13 protein-coding genes are annotated in these 16,752 nt (G+C 68.8%); 7 read left to right on the top strand and 6 right to left on the bottom strand.

Features of this window, described 5'->3' with window-relative positions:
* Entirely contained in the window at positions 1-882 is an 882-nt protein-coding gene (locus tag L3V18_RS01780; RefSeq protein ID WP_237052892.1) for an alpha/beta fold hydrolase, read from the top strand.
* Between the two features lie 303 nt (positions 883-1,185).
* Positions 1,186-2,400 carry a TraB/GumN family protein gene (locus L3V18_RS01785; protein WP_237052893.1) on the top strand — a complete coding sequence of 405 codons (1,215 nt, stop codon included), beginning with the start codon at positions 1,186-1,188 and terminating at the stop codon, positions 2,398-2,400.
* Positions 2,401-2,614: 214 nt separating this feature from the next.
* Here L3V18_RS01785 and L3V18_RS01790 read toward each other — a convergent pair whose 3' ends face one another.
* From L3V18_RS01790 to L3V18_RS01800, 3 genes are read right to left on the bottom strand one after another with little or no spacing between them, the layout of a single operon-like run.
* Positions 2,615-5,704: an efflux RND transporter permease subunit gene (locus L3V18_RS01790; protein WP_237052894.1), complete on the bottom strand. Its 3,090-nt coding sequence runs from the start codon at positions 5,702-5,704 to the stop codon at positions 2,615-2,617.
* Positions 5,701-9,219, bottom strand: a complete 3,519-nt coding sequence (locus L3V18_RS01795) for an efflux RND transporter permease subunit (protein WP_237053680.1) — start codon at positions 9,217-9,219, stop codon at positions 5,701-5,703. Before L3V18_RS01795 ends, L3V18_RS01790 begins: the two co-directional genes overlap by 4 nt.
* A gap of 30 nt (positions 9,220-9,249) precedes the next feature.
* Complete coding sequence (locus L3V18_RS01800; RefSeq protein ID WP_425493449.1) at positions 9,250-10,392, bottom strand: efflux RND transporter periplasmic adaptor subunit; 1,143 nt, start codon at positions 10,390-10,392, stop codon at positions 9,250-9,252.
* 557 nt (positions 10,393-10,949) lie between these two features.
* On the opposite strand from L3V18_RS01800, the gene L3V18_RS01805 reads away from it, so the two are divergent.
* The 3 genes from L3V18_RS01805 to L3V18_RS01815 all read left to right on the top strand — a co-directional run bounded on the left by L3V18_RS01805 (position 10,950) and on the right by L3V18_RS01815 (position 12,245).
* Positions 10,950-11,351, top strand: coding sequence for a c-type cytochrome (locus L3V18_RS01805; protein WP_237053682.1), 402 nt, complete (start codon positions 10,950-10,952; stop codon positions 11,349-11,351).
* A gap of 14 nt (positions 11,352-11,365) precedes the next feature.
* Entirely contained in the window at positions 11,366-11,815 is a 450-nt protein-coding gene (locus L3V18_RS01810; RefSeq protein WP_237052896.1) for a c-type cytochrome, read from the top strand.
* 154 nt (positions 11,816-11,969) lie between these two features.
* Entirely contained in the window at positions 11,970-12,245 is a 276-nt protein-coding gene (locus L3V18_RS01815) for a DUF4242 domain-containing protein (RefSeq protein ID WP_237052897.1), read from the top strand.
* Positions 12,246-12,290: 45 nt separating this feature from the next.
* On the opposite strand, the gene L3V18_RS01820 is transcribed toward L3V18_RS01815, so the two are convergent.
* Together L3V18_RS01820 and L3V18_RS01825 are read right to left on the bottom strand one after the other, a co-directional pair.
* Positions 12,291-14,033, bottom strand: a complete 1,743-nt coding sequence (locus L3V18_RS01820) for a hypothetical protein (RefSeq protein ID WP_237052898.1) — start codon at positions 14,031-14,033, stop codon at positions 12,291-12,293.
* A gap of 21 nt (positions 14,034-14,054) precedes the next feature.
* On the bottom strand, positions 14,055-14,651 hold the full coding sequence (locus tag L3V18_RS01825) for an NfuA family Fe-S biogenesis protein (RefSeq protein WP_237052899.1): 597 nt from the start codon (positions 14,649-14,651) through the stop codon (positions 14,055-14,057).
* Positions 14,652-14,789: 138 nt separating this feature from the next.
* Between L3V18_RS01825 and L3V18_RS01830 the strand changes: the two genes are divergently transcribed.
* Positions 14,790-15,131 carry a 4a-hydroxytetrahydrobiopterin dehydratase gene (locus L3V18_RS01830; protein WP_237052900.1) on the top strand — a complete coding sequence of 114 codons (342 nt, stop codon included), beginning with the start codon at positions 14,790-14,792 and terminating at the stop codon, positions 15,129-15,131.
* A gap of 60 nt (positions 15,132-15,191) precedes the next feature.
* Positions 15,192-15,608 (top strand): energy transducer TonB, encoded by a 417-nt coding sequence (locus tag L3V18_RS01835; protein WP_237052901.1) that lies wholly within the window; start codon positions 15,192-15,194, stop codon positions 15,606-15,608.
* Between the two features lie 60 nt (positions 15,609-15,668).
* Here the strand turns inward: L3V18_RS01835 and L3V18_RS01840 are convergent, their stop codons facing one another.
* On the bottom strand, positions 15,669-16,679 hold the full coding sequence (locus tag L3V18_RS01840) for an RluA family pseudouridine synthase (RefSeq protein ID WP_425493450.1): 1,011 nt from the start codon (positions 16,677-16,679) through the stop codon (positions 15,669-15,671).
* Positions 16,680-16,752 lie beyond the last annotated feature (73 nt).

The following is a 16,752-nucleotide window of genomic DNA, read 5'->3' on the forward strand; positions in this document are numbered from 1 at the left end:
ATGCAGTATTTGCTGATACGGACCGGGTTCGCCCTGGGCGGCTGGCTCGCGCCAGAAGCAACCGCGGCGCGCGCCGGCCGCCTGTTCGGCACACCGCTGCCGAAGAGTCGCGAGGCCGCCAGGCACCCCCTGCCCCAAGGCTCGACGCGGATCGATGTCCCGGTCGGAGACCACGCGCTGGCCGCCTACGTCTGGGGCGACCCGGCGCGGCAGCCGCACGTGTTGTTCTCGCATGGCTGGTCCAGCCACGGCGCCCGCATCGACAGTTGGCTGCCCGCCCTGACCGCCACCGGCTACGCCGTGATCGGCTTCGACCAGCTTGCCCACGGGCGCAGCCCCGGGAATCACACCACCCTGCCGGGCTTCCGCGACAATCTGCTCGCGGTTGGCCGTCATTTCGGCCCGGCCGCGGCGGTGATCGGCCACTCGCTGGGCGGCGCGGCGGCGATGCTCGCGCTCGACGCAGGCCTGCATGCCGAACGTGTCGTGCTGGTCGCTCCCGCGGCCGATCCGATCGACGCCAGCCGGCGTTTCGCCAGTACGATCGGTCTGGCCATGCACGTATGCCGACGGATGCGTGCGCAGTTCGAGTCGCATCTGGGTGTCCGCTTCGAGGACATGCAGGCGCACGCCGTGGTCCCGCACCTCGCACGGCCGGCACTGATAGTCCACGACCTGCGCGACCGCGAGGTGCCGTGGAGCGAAGGCGAACGTTATGCCCGCTACTGGCCCCACGCGCGGCTGTTGACCACCGACGGCCTCGGCCATCGCCGCATCCTCGATGATCCGGAGGTGATCCGCGCCGGCGTCGATTTCATCGGTGGCCGTGTCGTCGGCGAACGCGTGGTCTCGACCCTGGAACTGCCCTACGGCTTCGCCTGAGCGGCACGGGTGCCTGCAGCGCCGCGCAAACCCGTCGCGGCTCACGCCGCTCCTGCGCCATCGGGTCCAGCCGCTGAGCCGGGGGTGATTCGCGCATGGCACGAATTGGGGGACGGGAGCCGCAACGGGAGCCCGAGGCCCGCTCAGCACGCCTCGGGAGATCCAGGCGCTGCCGGAGACGAGCCCTCACGGATTGGCGGTGCGGGCTCGTCTCGCGCATCATGGGGCTCCAGATCGGTCGTCCGGCTCATCCCGCCTGCCGAATGCCGGCCCGATCGCCCGCCCCTACACAGCCTCCCCTGCATGACCGAAACCGCGACCGCAGCGCCGCCGACCTGGCGCGACCAGCCCCATGAAATCGTCGAACGCGAGGGGGTCCGCTATACCCTGCTGGGGACGGCCCATGTGTCGCAGGCGAGCGTCGACGCGGTCTGCGACGCGATCGCCGGTGGCGATTTCGACGCGGTGGCGGTCGAACTCGACCCGCAGCGCCTGCAGTCGCTGACCGATCCCGACGCGCTTGCCCGCCTCGACCTGGTGCAAGTGATCCGCACCGGGCGCACCGCGCTGTTCGCGGCCAACCTGGCGTTGTCCTCTTACCAGCGCCGTCTGGCCGAGCAGCTCGGCATCGAACCCGGCGCCGAGCTCAAGCGCGCCGTGCTCGAAGCGCGCGCGCGCGAACTGCAGGTGCATCTGATCGATCGCGAGGTCGGCCTGACCTTCAAGCGCGCTTCCGCCAGGCTTGGCTTCTGGGGCCGCGCAAAACTTGGCGGCGGACTGCTGGCCGGGCTGTTCGTCGACGAGCCTGTCGGGGAGGACGATATCGAGAAGCTGAAGACCGGCGACGTGCTGGCTTCCAGCTTCAGCGAGTTCGCCAGCGACAGCCCGGCGCTTTACGAGACCGTGATCGCCGAACGCGACCGCTACATGGCCGCGCGCCTGCGCGAGAGCGCCGGGGCCGCGCGCGAGGTGCTGGCGGTGGTCGGCGCCGGACATTTGCAGGGACTGGCACGGCATCTGCGCGAGGAATCGAAGGCCCCTGCAGCCATCCGCGAAGAGCTGGAAGCGCTGCCTAAGAAGAGCGACGTGCCATGGTTCACGATCGCACTGTCGGCGTTCGTGCTCGGCGGCTTCGCCTGGGGCTTCTGGCAGGGCGGCCTGGACGTCGGTTCCGACCTGCTGCTGCAATGGGTGCTGGCCACCGGCCTGCTCGGCGCGCTGGGCTGCGCCATCGCCGGCGGCCATCCGCTCAGCATCCTGGTCGCGTTCATCGCCTCGCCGATCACGCCGCTGCACCCGGCGCTGGCTTCAGGCACCTTGAGCGCACTGACCGAGGCCTGGGTCCGCAAGCCGACCTACGCCGACTTCATGGCCCTGCGCGACGACGTCGGCACGCTTCGAGGCTGGTGGCGCAACCGGGTCGCCCGGGTACTGCTCAATTTCTTCCTGACCAGTCTCGGCACCGCGATCGGTGTCTGGACCGGCGGACTGCGGATGCTCGGCAAGCTGTTCGGCTGAACTGGAACCTGCAGGAGCGGCATAAGCCGCGACGGGTTCTCGCGGAAAACTTCATCGCGGCTTACGCCGCTCCTACGGAACGCTCGGCTTACCCCCCTGCCTCGACAGGACGACAAACAGAGCGACCCGGACGGTTCGCCGCCCGGGTCGTCTACCTCGCCGGAAGCATGAAGCCGGCGTCGGCGGCGGGGGCACTGCCCGCCGCGCGGCCGCATCACTCCACGTGCATCGCCGCCACCGCCGCGCCGGCCGGGATGGCCGGCTTGCCGCGGGCCCGGCGGATCAGGCGCACCATGCCGTTGCGCAGGTCGTCGAGGATCGCGTAGATCGTCGGCAGGAACAGCAGGCTGACCACGGTGGAGAAGGCCAGGCCACCGGCCACCGCGCGGGCCATCGGCGAATACTCGGCGCCACCCAGCACCACGGTGTCGCTCAGCGAGATCGGCACCATCGCCAGGATCGCGGTGCCCATCGTCATCATGATCGGGCGCAGGCGTTCGCGACTGCCTTCCACCAGCGCATCGGTGCGCGACAATCCCCGTCGCCGCAGGTTGTTGATGTGCTCGATCATCACGATGCCGTTGTTCACCACCACACCCATCAGCACCAGGATGCCGATGAAGGCCATGATGCTGAAGGTGGTGCCGCTGATCCAGAACAGCCAGAACACGCCGAATACCGAGAACAGCACGCAGCTCATGATCGCCGCCGGGAACAGCAGCGATTCGAACACCGCCGCCATCACCACGTAGATCATCACCAGCGCCAGCAGGGTATTGAACATCATCTGCTTGGCCGCTTCGTCGTCGCGCTGGAACGCGCTGCCGTCGAACGAATAGGTGTAGCCCGGCGGGAAAGAGATCGCCTTCAGCGTCTCCTCCATCGCCTTGCGCGCATCCGGCGTGGTGGTCTCGCCGGCCAGGTTCGCGGCGATCGTCACCGTGGTCTGGCGGTTGGTGCGGCTGATGTGGGTCGCCGCCGGCACCACCCGCGCATCGACCATGCTCAGCAACGGTACCGAGCGGCCGTCGGCGGAACGGACCATGAAGCTCTCCATGTCCTCCACGCCGTACTTCTCGGCCCCTTCGAAGCGCACCCACACCGGCACCTCGGTCTGGCCGCGGCGGAACTCCCGCAGCTGGGCCCCGCGCAGCGCCAGGCCGACGAAGCTCGACACCTCCTGCACGCTGAAGCCGAACGCGGCGGCGCGCTCGCGATCGACGGTGACGACCAGCTCGCTGTTCTGGTCTCCGGCGTCGACTCGCACGTCGCGCAGCTCGCTGCGCGCGGCGAGCACCGGCACGATGTCGCGGGCCAGCTCGGTCAGCATCTGGGTCGAATCGCCGACCAGCTGGACCTGCACGCCCTCGTCGCCGCCGTCGCGGTTGCCCTGGCCGCGGATGCCGACCTCGACCCGCGCCGACTTCGGCAACTCCTTGCTGATGATCTCGGTCAGCGGCTTGATGTCGCCGATCCCGTCGTCGAAGGTCACCATGGTCGCGGCGTCGCCCTGCTCGCTGTACCACGAGTAGATCTGCTCGATCTTCAGGCGCTCACGGTTGGCCTCCAGGTACTTCTCGATCCGCAGCACCTCGTCGGAGATCTGTTCCTTGGTGTAACCGCCGTTCCACTGGTAGTAGATCTGCGCTTCCTTGCCGCCGCCGCCGCCGAACATGTCGAACTTGGTCAGCGTCATCGGCACGACGCTGAGCGCGATGATCAGCAGGATGCCGACCACGCTCCAGCCACGATGCTCCAGGGTCCAGCGCAGCGTACCCGCGTAACGGCGCTGCAAACGCGCGATCACGCCCTTCTCGTTCTGTACCGCCGGCGGCGTTTTCATCCGCGACGACAGCATCGGGATCAGGCTCACTGCGACCAGCCAGGACGCCAGCAGCGACACCGAGATCGTGATCGCGATCTGGGCCATGAAGATGCTGATGTTGTTGGTTTCGCCCAGCAGGTTCGGCAGGAACACGATGCAGTGGCACAACGTGCCCGCCGACAGCGCGATGGCGACGTTGCGGGTGCCGACGATCGACGCCTTGGCCGGCGCGCCCGGCATCCGCTCGCGCTCCTGGTAGATGCTCTCGACCACCACCACCGCGTTGTCGACCAGCATGCCGACCGCCAGCAGCAGGCCCATCAGGGTCAGCACGTTGAGGGTCACCCCGGCGAAGTGCATGAAGCCCAGCGTCATCACGAAGCAGATCGGAATCGCCAGGGTCACCATCAACGTCGACGGCCAGTGGCGCAGGAAGAAGAACAGCACCGCGATCGACAGCAGCAGGCCGATCGCACCGGCCTCCGCCAGTTCGATCAGCGAATCGGTGACTTCCTCGCCCTGGTTCTGGATCACCTTCATGTCGATGCCGGTCAGCTCCGGCGACTTGCGGATCTCCTCGACCACCGCCAGCACCTGCCTGGACACCTCGACCAAGTTGGCGTTGCGCTCTTTGTAGATGTCCAGGCCGACCGCGGCGCGGCCGTCCAGGCGGCGGCCGTAATCCATCCTCGAACCCTTGAGCCGTACTTCGGCGATATCCGACAGGCGCAGGCCGTTGGCGCCGACGACCAGGCCGCGCAACTGCTCGAGCGAGGCCAGCTCGCCGATCGGCTGCACACGCAGGCGCAGCCCGGCGTCGTCGATCGTGCCCGCGGACACCGAGAAGTTGACCGCGCGCAACGTCGCGTTGAGGTCGTTGAGGTTGACGCCGTGGGCGGTCAGGCGCTCGGGATCGATCGCGACCTCGATCTCGTTCGGCGGCGCGCCACTGATCTCGACCCGGGCCACGCCCGGCACGCGCTCGATCCGCCGCTTCATCTCGCGGTCGATCAGCTCGTAGGCTCCGGTCAGGTCGATGTCGGCTGCCAGGCGGACACGCAGGAACGCTTCGTCGCTGGTCGAGAACTTGCGGACGAAGTAGCGCTGGAAGTCGTCGGGCAGCTCGTCGCGGATCGCATCGATCCGCTCGCGCGCCTCAGACGCGGTGATCGCGATGTCCTTGTCCCAGTCGGAGAACTCCATGAACACGTAGGCGCCGTCGGCCTGGGCGCCGCCGCCCATGCGCTTGACGCCGTTGAGCGTGGCCAGTGCCTCCTCGACCGGCCGCAGCACCGTGCGCTCGACCTCCTCCGGCGTCGAACCCGCGTACGGCAGCTGCACGAACAGGAACGGCGCCGACACGTCAGGCAATGCCTCCAGCGGCAGTCTGAACGACGCGATCAGGCCGACCACGAACATCGACACGAACAACATCACCGTGGTGACGGGACGCTTCAGGCTGAGCTCGGCGACGGTCATGCCTGCTGCTCTCCGGTCTGCAGTCCGCCTTCTCCGCTGCCGGGCAGCGCCGCCCCGACATGCAGGCCGCGCCTGCCGCGCTCGCGGTAGTACTCGTCACCGCGACGGTCGAGCAGATCGTAGACCACCGGGATCACCACCAGGGTCAGCAGGGTCGACACCAGCAGTCCGCCGATCACCGTGATCGCCATCGGCGAACGTACCTCGGCGCCCTCGCCCATCGCGATCGCCAGCGGCAGGAAACCGAACAGCGTGCACAGCGTGGTCATGACGATCGGGCGCAGGCGCGAACGTGCGCCCTCGACCAGTGCCTCGCGCTTGGCCAGGCCGGCCTCCCGCAGCTGGTTGACCTTGTCGATCAGGATGATCGCGTTCTTGGTGACCAGGCCGACCAGCAGGATCAGGCCGATGAACACCACCACCGAGATCGTGTTGCCGGTCAGCATCAGCGCCAGCACCGCACCGACCATCGCCAGCGGGATGGTGAACAGGATCACGAACGGGTGCAGCAGCGATTCGAACTGCGAAGCCATCACCAGGTAGACCAGGAAGATCGCCAGGCCGAACGCGAACACCAGCGAAGCCACCGATTCCGCCAGCTCCTCGCCCTGGCCGCCGATGTGCATGCGCACCCCTGGCGCCAGCGGCCGCTCGTCGACCATCTTCTGGACTTCCTCGACCGCGGTGCCGAGATCGATCCCGCGCAGGTTCGCCGAGACTACCGCGACCCGCACCTGGTCGGCGCGATGGATCTCGCTGGGGCCGGTGGTGGCCAGCACCTCGGCGACCGACTCCAGCGTCACCGGCCGGCTGCTGCCGGGATTCACGATCAGCCGGCGGATGTCCTCGACCGAGGCACGGTCGGACTCCTGCGCCCGGACCAGCACGTCGATCTTGCGGTCGCGGAAGCTGTAGCGGGTCGCGACTTCGCCGCGCACCTTCTTGACCACCGCGTCGGCGATCTCGCGGGTGGTCAGGCCCAGCGCGCCGGCGCGGTCCTGGTCGAAACGGATCTGGATCTCCGGAAAGCCCTGCTCGACGGTCGAGGTGACGTCGGCGTAGTTGTCGTTGCCGCGCAGCATCGCCGCCATCTGCTGGCCGGCCTCCTGCAGCACGCCCAGGTCCTCGCCGCGCAGCTCGATCTCCAGCGGCGTGGAGAAGCTGAACAGTTCGGGGCGGCTGAAATCGACCTGTGCGCCCGGGTGCGCCTGCATCGTCTCGCGCAGACGTTCGGTCTCCTCGGCCTCGATCTTCTCGCTGCCGCCGTCGGCCATCACGATGCTGATCTTGCCGATGTTCTCGCCGCTCTCGGTGGGGTTCGCGTCCAGGCGGGTCCCGCTGCCGGAGACGCCGAACATCGTGCGCACGCCCGGATCGCTGCTGTGCCGGCGCTGGATGTCCTGTACCAGCGCGTCGGTATCGCGCAGCGGCGTACCCGGCGGCAGCTTGACCGTCATCTCGAAGCGGTCCTGGGCCAGCTGCGGAATCAGGTCGGTGCCGAGCATCGGCACGATCGCCAGCGAAGCCGCGAACGCCAGCGCGGCGACGCCCAGCACCAGCCCCGGTCGCGCCAGTGCGGCCGGAAGCAGACGCAGGTAACCGCGTTCGGCGCGGCCATACGGCGCCATCGCGATGTCGCTCGCCTTGCGCATGACCGGCCCGATCACCGCGACCGCTCCGCGCCACGCGCGCACGACCAGCCAGGCGATGCCGAATACCGCGCCGCGGATCGCCGCGCCGATGCCGCGTCCGGTCGCCGCGACCGGCTTCTGCAGCTTCGACTTCGGCTGCCAGCGTGGATGCGCCGGCTCCTCCGGGAAGCTCATCGGCGCACGCCCCTTCAGCGAGCTGAGCATCGGGATCAGGGTCATCGACACCAGCAGCGAGATCGCGATCGCCAGCGCCACGGTCAGGGCCTGGTCGCGGAACAGCTGGCCGGCGATGCCCTCGACGAACACCAGCGGCAGGAACACCGCGATCGTGGTCAGGGTCGACGCGACCACCGCCATGCTGACCTCGCGGGTGCCGACGATCGCCGCTTCCAGGATTCCCAACCCGCGTTCGCGTGCCTTGGCGATCGATTCCAGCACCACGATGGAGTCGTCGACGACCAGGCCGGTCGCCAGCGCCAGACCGCCGAGCGACATCACGTTCAGGCTCAGATCCATCTGGCCCATGAAGAAGAACGTGGTGACGATCGAAACCGGCAGCGACAGGCTGATCACGAAAGTGCTCCAGCCATCGCGCAGGAACAGGAAGATGATCAGGATCGCCAGCACGCCGCCGATCACCGCATCCTTCTTGACGTCGCTGATCGCGCTGCGGATGAACTGCGACTGGTCCTCGATCACGGTCAGCTCGAACTGCGCCGGCAGCGTCGATTCGATCTGTTTCAGGCGCTTGTGCACCTCGTCGGCGGTCGACACCGTGTTGGCGTCGCCTTCCTTGTAGATCGCCAGCTCGACCGCTTCCTTGCCGGCCAGGCGGATGATCGCCTCGCGCTCCTTGTAGCCCTGACGGACCTCGGCGATGTCCTTCAGCCGCACCGGCATGCCGCCTGCGGCGACGTTCTGGCCCGACGAGGACGCGTTCTGGACCGAGGCGGCGGCGGCCATCGCGCTGGCGTCGCCGGTCGCCGCCGCGACACGCGCCATCTGTTCGGCGGCGCTGGCGGCATCGCTGCCACCGACGCTCTGGGTGGTCACCAGCATCTCGCGGATTTCCTCGACGCTGGCGAACTGGTTGACGGTGCGCACCAGGTAGCGCTGCGAGCCCTCTTCCAGACGCCCGCCGGACACGTTCACGTTCTCCTGTTGCAGGCGGTTGATCACGGTGTCGATCGGCAGGTTCAGCTGGGCAAGCTTCTGCTGGTCGATGTCGACCTGGATCTCGTCCTCCAGACCGCCGCCGACCTTGACCGCGGCCACGCCCTCGACCGGCTCGAGCTTCTTCTTCAGGTCGTCGTCGGCATAGCGGCGCATCTCGGTCAGCGAGCGCAGCGCACTGCCTTCGGCGGCCGCGCCCTCGTCCTTGACGCTCAGCGCGAGACGGACGATCGGCTCGGTCGACGGGTTGAAGCGCAGCAGCACCGGCTGCTCGGCTTCCTGCGGCAACTGCAGCACCTCGATCTTGTCGCGCACCTCCAGCATGGCCTTGTCCATGTCGGTGCCCCAGGCGAACTCGAGCACGACATCGCTCTGGCCGGTGCGCGAGACCGACTTCAGCTTGCGCAGACCCTTGACCACGCCGACAGCCTCCTCGACCGGCTCGGTGATCAGGGTCTCGATCTCCGACGGTGCCGCACCGGTGTACTCGGTGCGCACGGTCAGCGTCGGGAAGCTCAGGTCGGGCAGCAGGTTGACCTTCAGGTTGCCCAGCGAGATCGCTCCGAACAGCAGCATGCTGATGGTGATCATCCAGATCGTCACCCGGCGACGGGTGGAGAACTCGACCAGGCCGCCTCCGCGGCCTGTCGAAGCGTCGTGGCCGTGCGGCTCGTTCGGGGCGTGCTTCATTGCGGGATCGCTCACGTCGGGCTCCGGCGCTTACTGCTGGGTTTCGGTGCTGTCTTCGGAGCCGGACTTGTCGGCCGCGGCGACCTTCCCGGCCCCGGGCGCGCCGACCACCTGTACGGCGGTGCCCTCGCGCAATGCGCTCTTGCCGGCAGTGACCACCTCGTCGCCCGGCTTCACGCCCTCCAGCACCTCGACCCATTCGCCGTCGACGTAGCCCAGCTTGACCGGCACGCGCGCGGCCTTGCCGTCGCGCAGCACGAACAGCGTCGGATCGCCCTCTGCGTCGACCACCGCATTGCGCGGGACCACCAGCGCATTGGCGCGCTGGTCGTAGTCGATGCTGATGCGGCCGAACATGCCTGGCTGCAGGACTTCATCGCTGTCGAACGCGCAGATCACCCGGAACGTGCCGCTGCCGGCGTCGACGACCGGTGCGACGCGGTCGACGGTGCCGTTGAAGGTCCGGCCCGGCAGCGCATCGACCTGCATCCGCACCGGCAGGCCAGGCTTGAGCGTGGCCAGCTCGCGCTCGGGCACGTTCAGGGTCGCCTCCAGCTTGGAGACGTCGACGATGCGCAGGATCGGGGTGTTGATCTGGACGAAATTGCCCGGCTTGATCGAGCGCGACGCGACCACGCCGGAAATCGGTGCGGTGACGTTGGTGTAGGACAGCTCGAGCTGGGCCAGGCGGTTGGCGGCGCGCGCGTTCTCCAGGTCGTACTTGAGCTGGTCGTTGTCGTTGGCGCTGATCAGATTCTGCTCGGCGAGCTGGCGGGCACGGCTGTAGTTGTTCTGCAGCTTGGCCATCTGCGCGGCGGTCTGTGCGGCCTGCAGGCGTGCGCGGTCGGCATCCAGCCGCACCAGCTGCTGGCCGGCGCGGACGTGGTCGCCCTCCTCGACCATCACATCCAGGGCGACGCCGGAGGTCTTGGCGATGACCTGCGATTCGGCGCGCGCCTCCAGCGCCGCGGTGCCGGTGTAGCTGGCGGAGATCGCGTGGTGGCTGGCCTGGGCGACCTCGACAGGAACCGCTTCGGCCTTCTTGTCCTCGCCCTCCTTGGCCGCTGCCTCGCCATTGCCGCCCTTGCAGGCGGACAGCGCGATCAGGCAGCTCAAGGTCAGGACGGCGGCGCGGGCGCGGAAAGCGCCTGTGGAACGCATGAGGGGAGACATGATTCTGGGACCCTGGAGATTGATGAGTTGTCTGGAACCGAGGACGGACGGGCATCAGCGCGGGCTGCCCCGGACCCGACCGTGGTGTATGCCGGTGTTGTAGATATGTATATCACCAGTTCTGATTCCGGCATGCGCCGAAGGTCATGGTGACTGCCGCCATGCCCCCTGGGTCTGGCCGATCCAACGCTTCCCGCGACACGGGCAGGACGTGCACGGCACACGGGGCGACATGATCAGGGATGCAGGATGGGGCGCCGGGGTTGCACCGTCATGTCCCGCAAGTCGTGCTTGCGACAGAAGGACGCATCGTGTTCTGCCGCGATGCCGGCGATCGGCGCCGGGCGCACCGCATCATTCCGTACCGTCCCGGGCGACGCCACCTCTTGCAAGCCGTGCGCGTCATGGCCTCCTGGCCCGATCGGACGCTCCCTAAACAGAGCCCGGATCGCAGGCTATACTTGCGCGCTTATGCGTGGTCGGAGTCCGGGGCAGCTCGTGTCCCGCCGCCAGCCAGCCTTCCCAGCCAGCCATTCGAGATTGCGGACATAGACATGATGCGACCGCTGACGATCGCCGCCAGCCTTGCCCTGACCACCGCCCTGGCCTTCGCGCCCAGCCGCGCCCAGGACGAGGCCGTGACCCCGCCGCCCGCCGGGCAGGCGCCTGCCACCGAAGCCGCGCCCGCCGCTGCTCCGGCCGCCCTGCAGGGCGATGCCGGGAAGGGCCGCATGCTGACCTACACCTGCCAGGGCTGCCACGGGATCAGCGGCTACAAGAACGCCTACCCGAGCTACAAGGTGCCGAAGATCGGCGGCCAGTCCGAGGAATACCTCGCCAACGCGCTGCACGAGTACCAGAAGGGCACGCGCAAGCACCCGACGATGCAGGCCCAGGCGCAGAGCTTCTCCGACCAGGACATCGCCGACATCGCCGCCTTCCTGTCCAGCCTGAAGTGAGTGAGCAGAAGTCCATGACGAACAAGATCAGCCTCATCAAGATCAGCGCCATCGCGGCTGCCCTGCTCGCCCTCTCCGCCTGCTCCGGCGGTAGCGGAGAATCCGGCCACGCCGAGGAAGGCGCAGCCCACGCCGCTCCGGTCTCCTCGTCCGCCGGTCTGCCGCAAGGCCATGTCGCCGCCGGCGAGCAGCTCGCCAGCGCCAAGGGCGAGGCCACCGGCCAGTCCTGCATCGACTGCCATGGCGCCGAGGGCAACGCCCCGATCGACGCGACCTATCCCAAGCTCGGCGGCCAGTACGCCGACTACCTGGCGCATGCGCTGCAGCAGTACCGCAATGGCGATCGCGACCATGCGCTGATGTCCAGCCAGGCCAAGAGCCTGACCGACCAGCAGATCGCCGACCTGGCCGCCTACTTCGGTTCCCGCGAGAGCCAGCTGCGCGACCTCCACGACGTGCACTGAGCCGGAGTCTCCTCGTGGACGACGAAGGCCCGCGCGAGCGGGCCTTTTCCGTTGCAGCCCGGCATGCGGGCCTCTTTTCCGGCGGTTCCGCGTTCTTTCGGATCATCCCGGCTGCTCCGGCGCCGGGGCATCCACGCGGAACGGGAGACGCCACATGCCCAGGTTCGTGATCGAACGCGAAATCGCGGGTGCCGGCCAGTTGGGCCCGCGGCAGCTGGAGGAGATCTCCCGGGCCTCTTGCGCGGTGCTGGAACGGATGGGACCGCGGATCCAGTGGCAACAGAGTTTCGTCACCGGCGACAAGGTGTACTGCATCTACATCGCCCCGGACGAAGCCACGATCCGCGAGCACGCCCGCCAGGGCGGCTTCCCTGCCGACAGCGTCGCGCAGGTGACCGCGATCATCGACCCGACCACGGCCGAGGGTTGATCCGAAGGTCCCCGCGGGCTTCCGTCCCTACCGCCGCAAAGTCGCTCAGCCGTCGCCCACCGGCCGCAGGCTGCCGTTGTCTTCCTGCAGTTCCGGCTTGAACGGAATGTCCGGCGGCGGCCGCGCCTCGGCCGGCTGCTCGTTGAGATTGGGATCGCTGATACCGCAGGCGCCGCCCAGCGCCAGCAGCGAGATGGCGCAGCTGATCTTCTTGGTGGTGCCCGGGATCGGGATCTCGACTGCCTTGACCCCGCGCCGCACCCATTCCTGCAGCAGGGTTTCGTTCGGACGCCAGTAGCGGTCGAACAGGGTCGGCTCGTAGCCGATCGGTGGCCGCTTCAACCAGGTGCCGTTGCGGTCGAGGTCGCCGATCTCCTCGGTGAAGGTACCCGGCGGCTGCCCGGGCGAAGCCGAGCCCGGAGTTTCGGCCAGGCGCACGCTGCCATCACTGTTGTAGAGCCCGGGCCCCTCGCCGCGCTGGCCGCCCGGCACGTTGCGGTCGGATGTACCCCAGTCGTCGGCCTTGGCCGGCGTCGGCCAGCCGCCCGGAGCGGGCTCGCTGCGCGGTCCGCTGCCGGCGGTCGCGGGCGCCGGCGCATCGCCTGCGAGCGATGCGGAACCGGTCGGCGCCTCCGCCGGCGACGAAGACGTGGTGGGTGCCGACGCCGATGGGCCGGACGGTTGCGACGAAGCCGCCGCGGCCGCAGTCGTGGCCGAAGACGCCGCCGGCCGCGCAGGCATCGGCACACTGGCCTCGCGCACCGGCACGCTGCGGGCCTCCAGCTGTGGATCGGCGATCGGCGCCGACGCTGGCGCCTGCAATCGCGGACGCTGCACCGGAGCCGGCACCGCCCGTTCCGTCACTCCGGGCACGGCCGCGGCCACCTCAGGCAGCCCGGCCTGCTCGGTGATCTGGATATCGAGTGCCGGACGCGAAGGCGCCTGCGCCGGCATCGGCACCTCCCGTGCCTGCACGACCGGACGCGTCGCCTCCAGCTCCGGCGTGGCGACCGCCTGCTGCGCGATCCGTGGCGTGGGAGGCGGCAGGAAGAAGGCCGCGGTGTCGTCCGGTGCCGGCTCGCTGACGGTCAACCGCTGCTCCGCGGCCGGTGTCTCGGGCACCGGCACGGTCGGCGTCGGCACCTCGCGGCTGGCCACCGGCTGCGGCGGTGCCTGCAGCGCCGGAACATCGATCGCGGTATCGGTCCGCGGCAACGCGGGGGCCGTCGCCTCTGCCATCGGCACGTCCGCGGCAGGCTCGTCGCCGGGCGGCGCCGGGCGCGGTGCCGGCGCCGCTGCTTCAGCCGTTTCGGTCACCGGCTCCGGGCCGCCGCCGACCTCTTCCGGCGTGCCCTGGCCGATGAACTCGACCTGCACCACGTTTTCACCTTCGGGTGGCGCGGTGGCGGAACGCGGCGCAGCGAACAACAGCCACAACAGCATCACGCCGAGCAGAATGTGGACGACCGCCGACAGGATGCCCGCGAACCAGCGGAGTCCGCGCTCCTGCGGCTCGGGCGGATGCCATTGCTGGCGCCAGACCGAGGCGAAGACCTGCCATCGGTTCATCGCCGCGATCGCCCGCGGAGGTGGATGCGCCGGCGGACGCGCCAGCAGCACCTCCATCATCGCCTCGGCGGTGGCGCCGGTGACCGCGCCTACACGCTCTCCCATCTGCTCGAACCAGGCGGCCCAGCCCGGCGGGAACTCCCCAGGGGGTTGCGAACGCCGCTGGATCAGCCGCAGCTTGCGCTGCACGGCCAGGATCAGTTCAGCGGCCGAATACATGCGGCACGCGGACCCGTCGGTTCAGGCCGCCGAATCGCGGCGGATGTACGGCGCCGTGCCGGTGTCGTGGTCGGTCGCGTCGCGTACCGCCGTCACGCCATGCACCTTGCCGATCAGGGTCTTTTCGATGCCCTGCTTGAGAGTGACGTCGACCATCCCGCATCCATGACAACCGCCGCCGAAGCGCAGGTAGACCTCGCCCTCGGCGGTGACCTGTTCCACCGATACATGGCCGCGGTGCTGGGCCAGCTGCGGGTTGATCTCGTGCTCGACGGTCCAGCGCACGCGCTCGACCAGCGATGCGTTCTCGGCAGGCGCCTCGCCCTTGATCTTCGGCGCGCGGATCTGCAGCTGGCCTCCGGTCGCGCGAGTCTCGTAGTCGATCTCGGCGCCGTCGAGGTAACGCACGCTGGCGCCGTCGAGCCAGAGCGTGAAGCCCTCGCAGTCGATCGCCCATTCATCGCCGTTCAGATCGTCGGGCTCAGCGAACTCCAGGCGCACGTCGGCCGTCGGCGTACCCGCGCGGACCGCCGACAGGCGGACGCCGAGCCCGGGTATGGCTTCGCGTTCGATCAATCGACGGAAGTGCGACTGGGCGGATTCGGAAATCTGGATCATGCGGCTATTCTAGCGGGGTAAATCCGGCGCCGCGGCGCCGGAACCGCGCGCCCGCCCCGCGCACTGTCGTTCGTTCATCCGGGCGCCCGGCCCGGTGCCGGCGAACAGCACGACCGAACTGGATTACAGGACCCCGCCATGAACGACCTCATTCCGCTCGCCAAGGCCCACTGCATCCCGCGCCGCGGCAAGGAGCACCGCCTCAACGAAGCCAGCATCCGCGAGCTGATGCCACAACTGCCGGGTTGGGAACTGGTCGAAGACGGCCATGCGCTCAGCAGGACCTTCACCTTCGACAATTACTATCGGACGCTGGCATTCGTGAACGCGCTGGCCTTCGTCGCCCACCGCGAGGATCACCATCCGGATCTCGGGGTGCACTACGACCGCTGCGTGGTGCGTTTCTCCACCCACGACGTGGGCGGGCTCAGCGAGAACGACTTCATCTGCGCGGCCAAGGCCGACGAGCTGGCCGGCTGAGCCGGCACCACCCGACCGCCGGCCGGCGCAGTACGCAAGGCACAACGACTGGAGATCGCCATGAACCGTCGAAGCACATTGCTGCTGGCATCGATCGCCGTACTGGCGGCGAGCAGTTGCCGGGCGCCGGCCCCGCCGCCGGAACCGGACCAGCCTTCCACCGAGGTCGCCGCGACCCACACGCCCCCGCCGGACTATCCGCTCGAACAGGCCTGCTCCGACATCGGCGGCACGGTCCTGATGCAGGTGGTGGTGGGTCCGGAGGGGCGTGCGACCGAGGTCGGCATCCTCGAAAGCAGCGGCGTTCCGGAACTGGACCGCGCCGCCGAAGCCGGCGTACGCGCCTGGGAGTTCAGGCCCGCGACCCGTCGCGGCCAGCCGGTCTCCCAGACCATCCAGGTGCCGATGAACTTCACTCCGACGCCGGAATCCGAGCTGTGCCTGGAGCGCGAGCAGCGCCAGGTCGACCAGCTTTAGTCCAGGCTCGCGCTGCCCCTGTCCCCTGCCGATGCGGGACTGGCGTAACGGTCAGGCAGCTCACGCCAACCGGTCGAGGACGGCGGCGAGCTCCGTCGGCAGCGGTGCGTTCAACAGATAGGGCGTGCGGCCGTCATCGAGCGCGAACTCGAGAGTCGACGCGTGCAGGAACATCCGCCGCAGGCCGGCTTGCTCGCGCAGCCGGCGGTTGACGCTCTCGTCGCCGTATTTCTGATCGCCGGCGACCGGATGGCCGATGTGCCGCGCGTGCACGCGGATCTGGTGGGTGCGTCCGGTCTCGATCCGGACCTCGCAGTAGGAATGCCCTCCGCGGCGTTCGATCACGCTGAAGTGACTCAGCGAGGGCTTGCCGTCGGGGTGCACCTGCACGTGCCGCTCGCCACCCTGGCGCAGACCGACATGCAGCGGCGCATCCACGCTCATCACTCCATCCGGCATCCGCCCTGCCAGCAGGGTCAGGTAGCGCTTGCCGATGCTCCGCCCCTTCACGGAAAGATCCTCCCGCATCAGCGCCTGCAGTTCGGCCAGCGCCGAACGCTTCTTCGCGACCACCAGCAGACCCGAGGTGTCGCGATCGAGCCGGTGCACCAGCTCCAGCGACTGGCCTGGCCGCAGGGCCCGCAGGATCTCGATCGCGCCATGGCTGATCCCGCTGCCGCCGTGGCTGGCGATCCCGGCCGGTTTGCTGATCGCCAGCAGGCGCGCGTCCTCGAACACGATCGCCCCTTCTATCGCCCCCAGCAGGCCCTTCGACGGTCCGCTGGTCTCTCCCGGTTCAGCCACGCGGACCGGCGGAATCCGCACCTCGTCGCCGCCCGCGAGCTTGCGTTCGGCCTTCGCGCGGCCCCCGTTCACACGCACCTGCCCGGAGCGCACGATCTTGTAGATCAATGACTTGGGGACACCTTTCAACTGCCCGGCGAGGAAGTTGTCGAGCCGCTGCCCGCTACGGTCGTCGGGTACCCGCACGGTGCGGGCGCCGCCGCGCGCCGTCTCTGGAGCGATGGCGACGGAACGGGAAGAACGATCTGAGGAGTCTGAACGGGGCATTTGGCAAGGCTTATCTGATACACTCGCGACGCGAGCTAAGGTTTTGATTTCGCAGGAAGTCACTGCCCGGCCA

This window comes from Marilutibacter chinensis, assembly GCF_021725675.1.
GTDB classification, from domain to species: domain Bacteria; phylum Pseudomonadota; class Gammaproteobacteria; order Xanthomonadales; family Xanthomonadaceae; genus Marilutibacter; species Marilutibacter chinensis.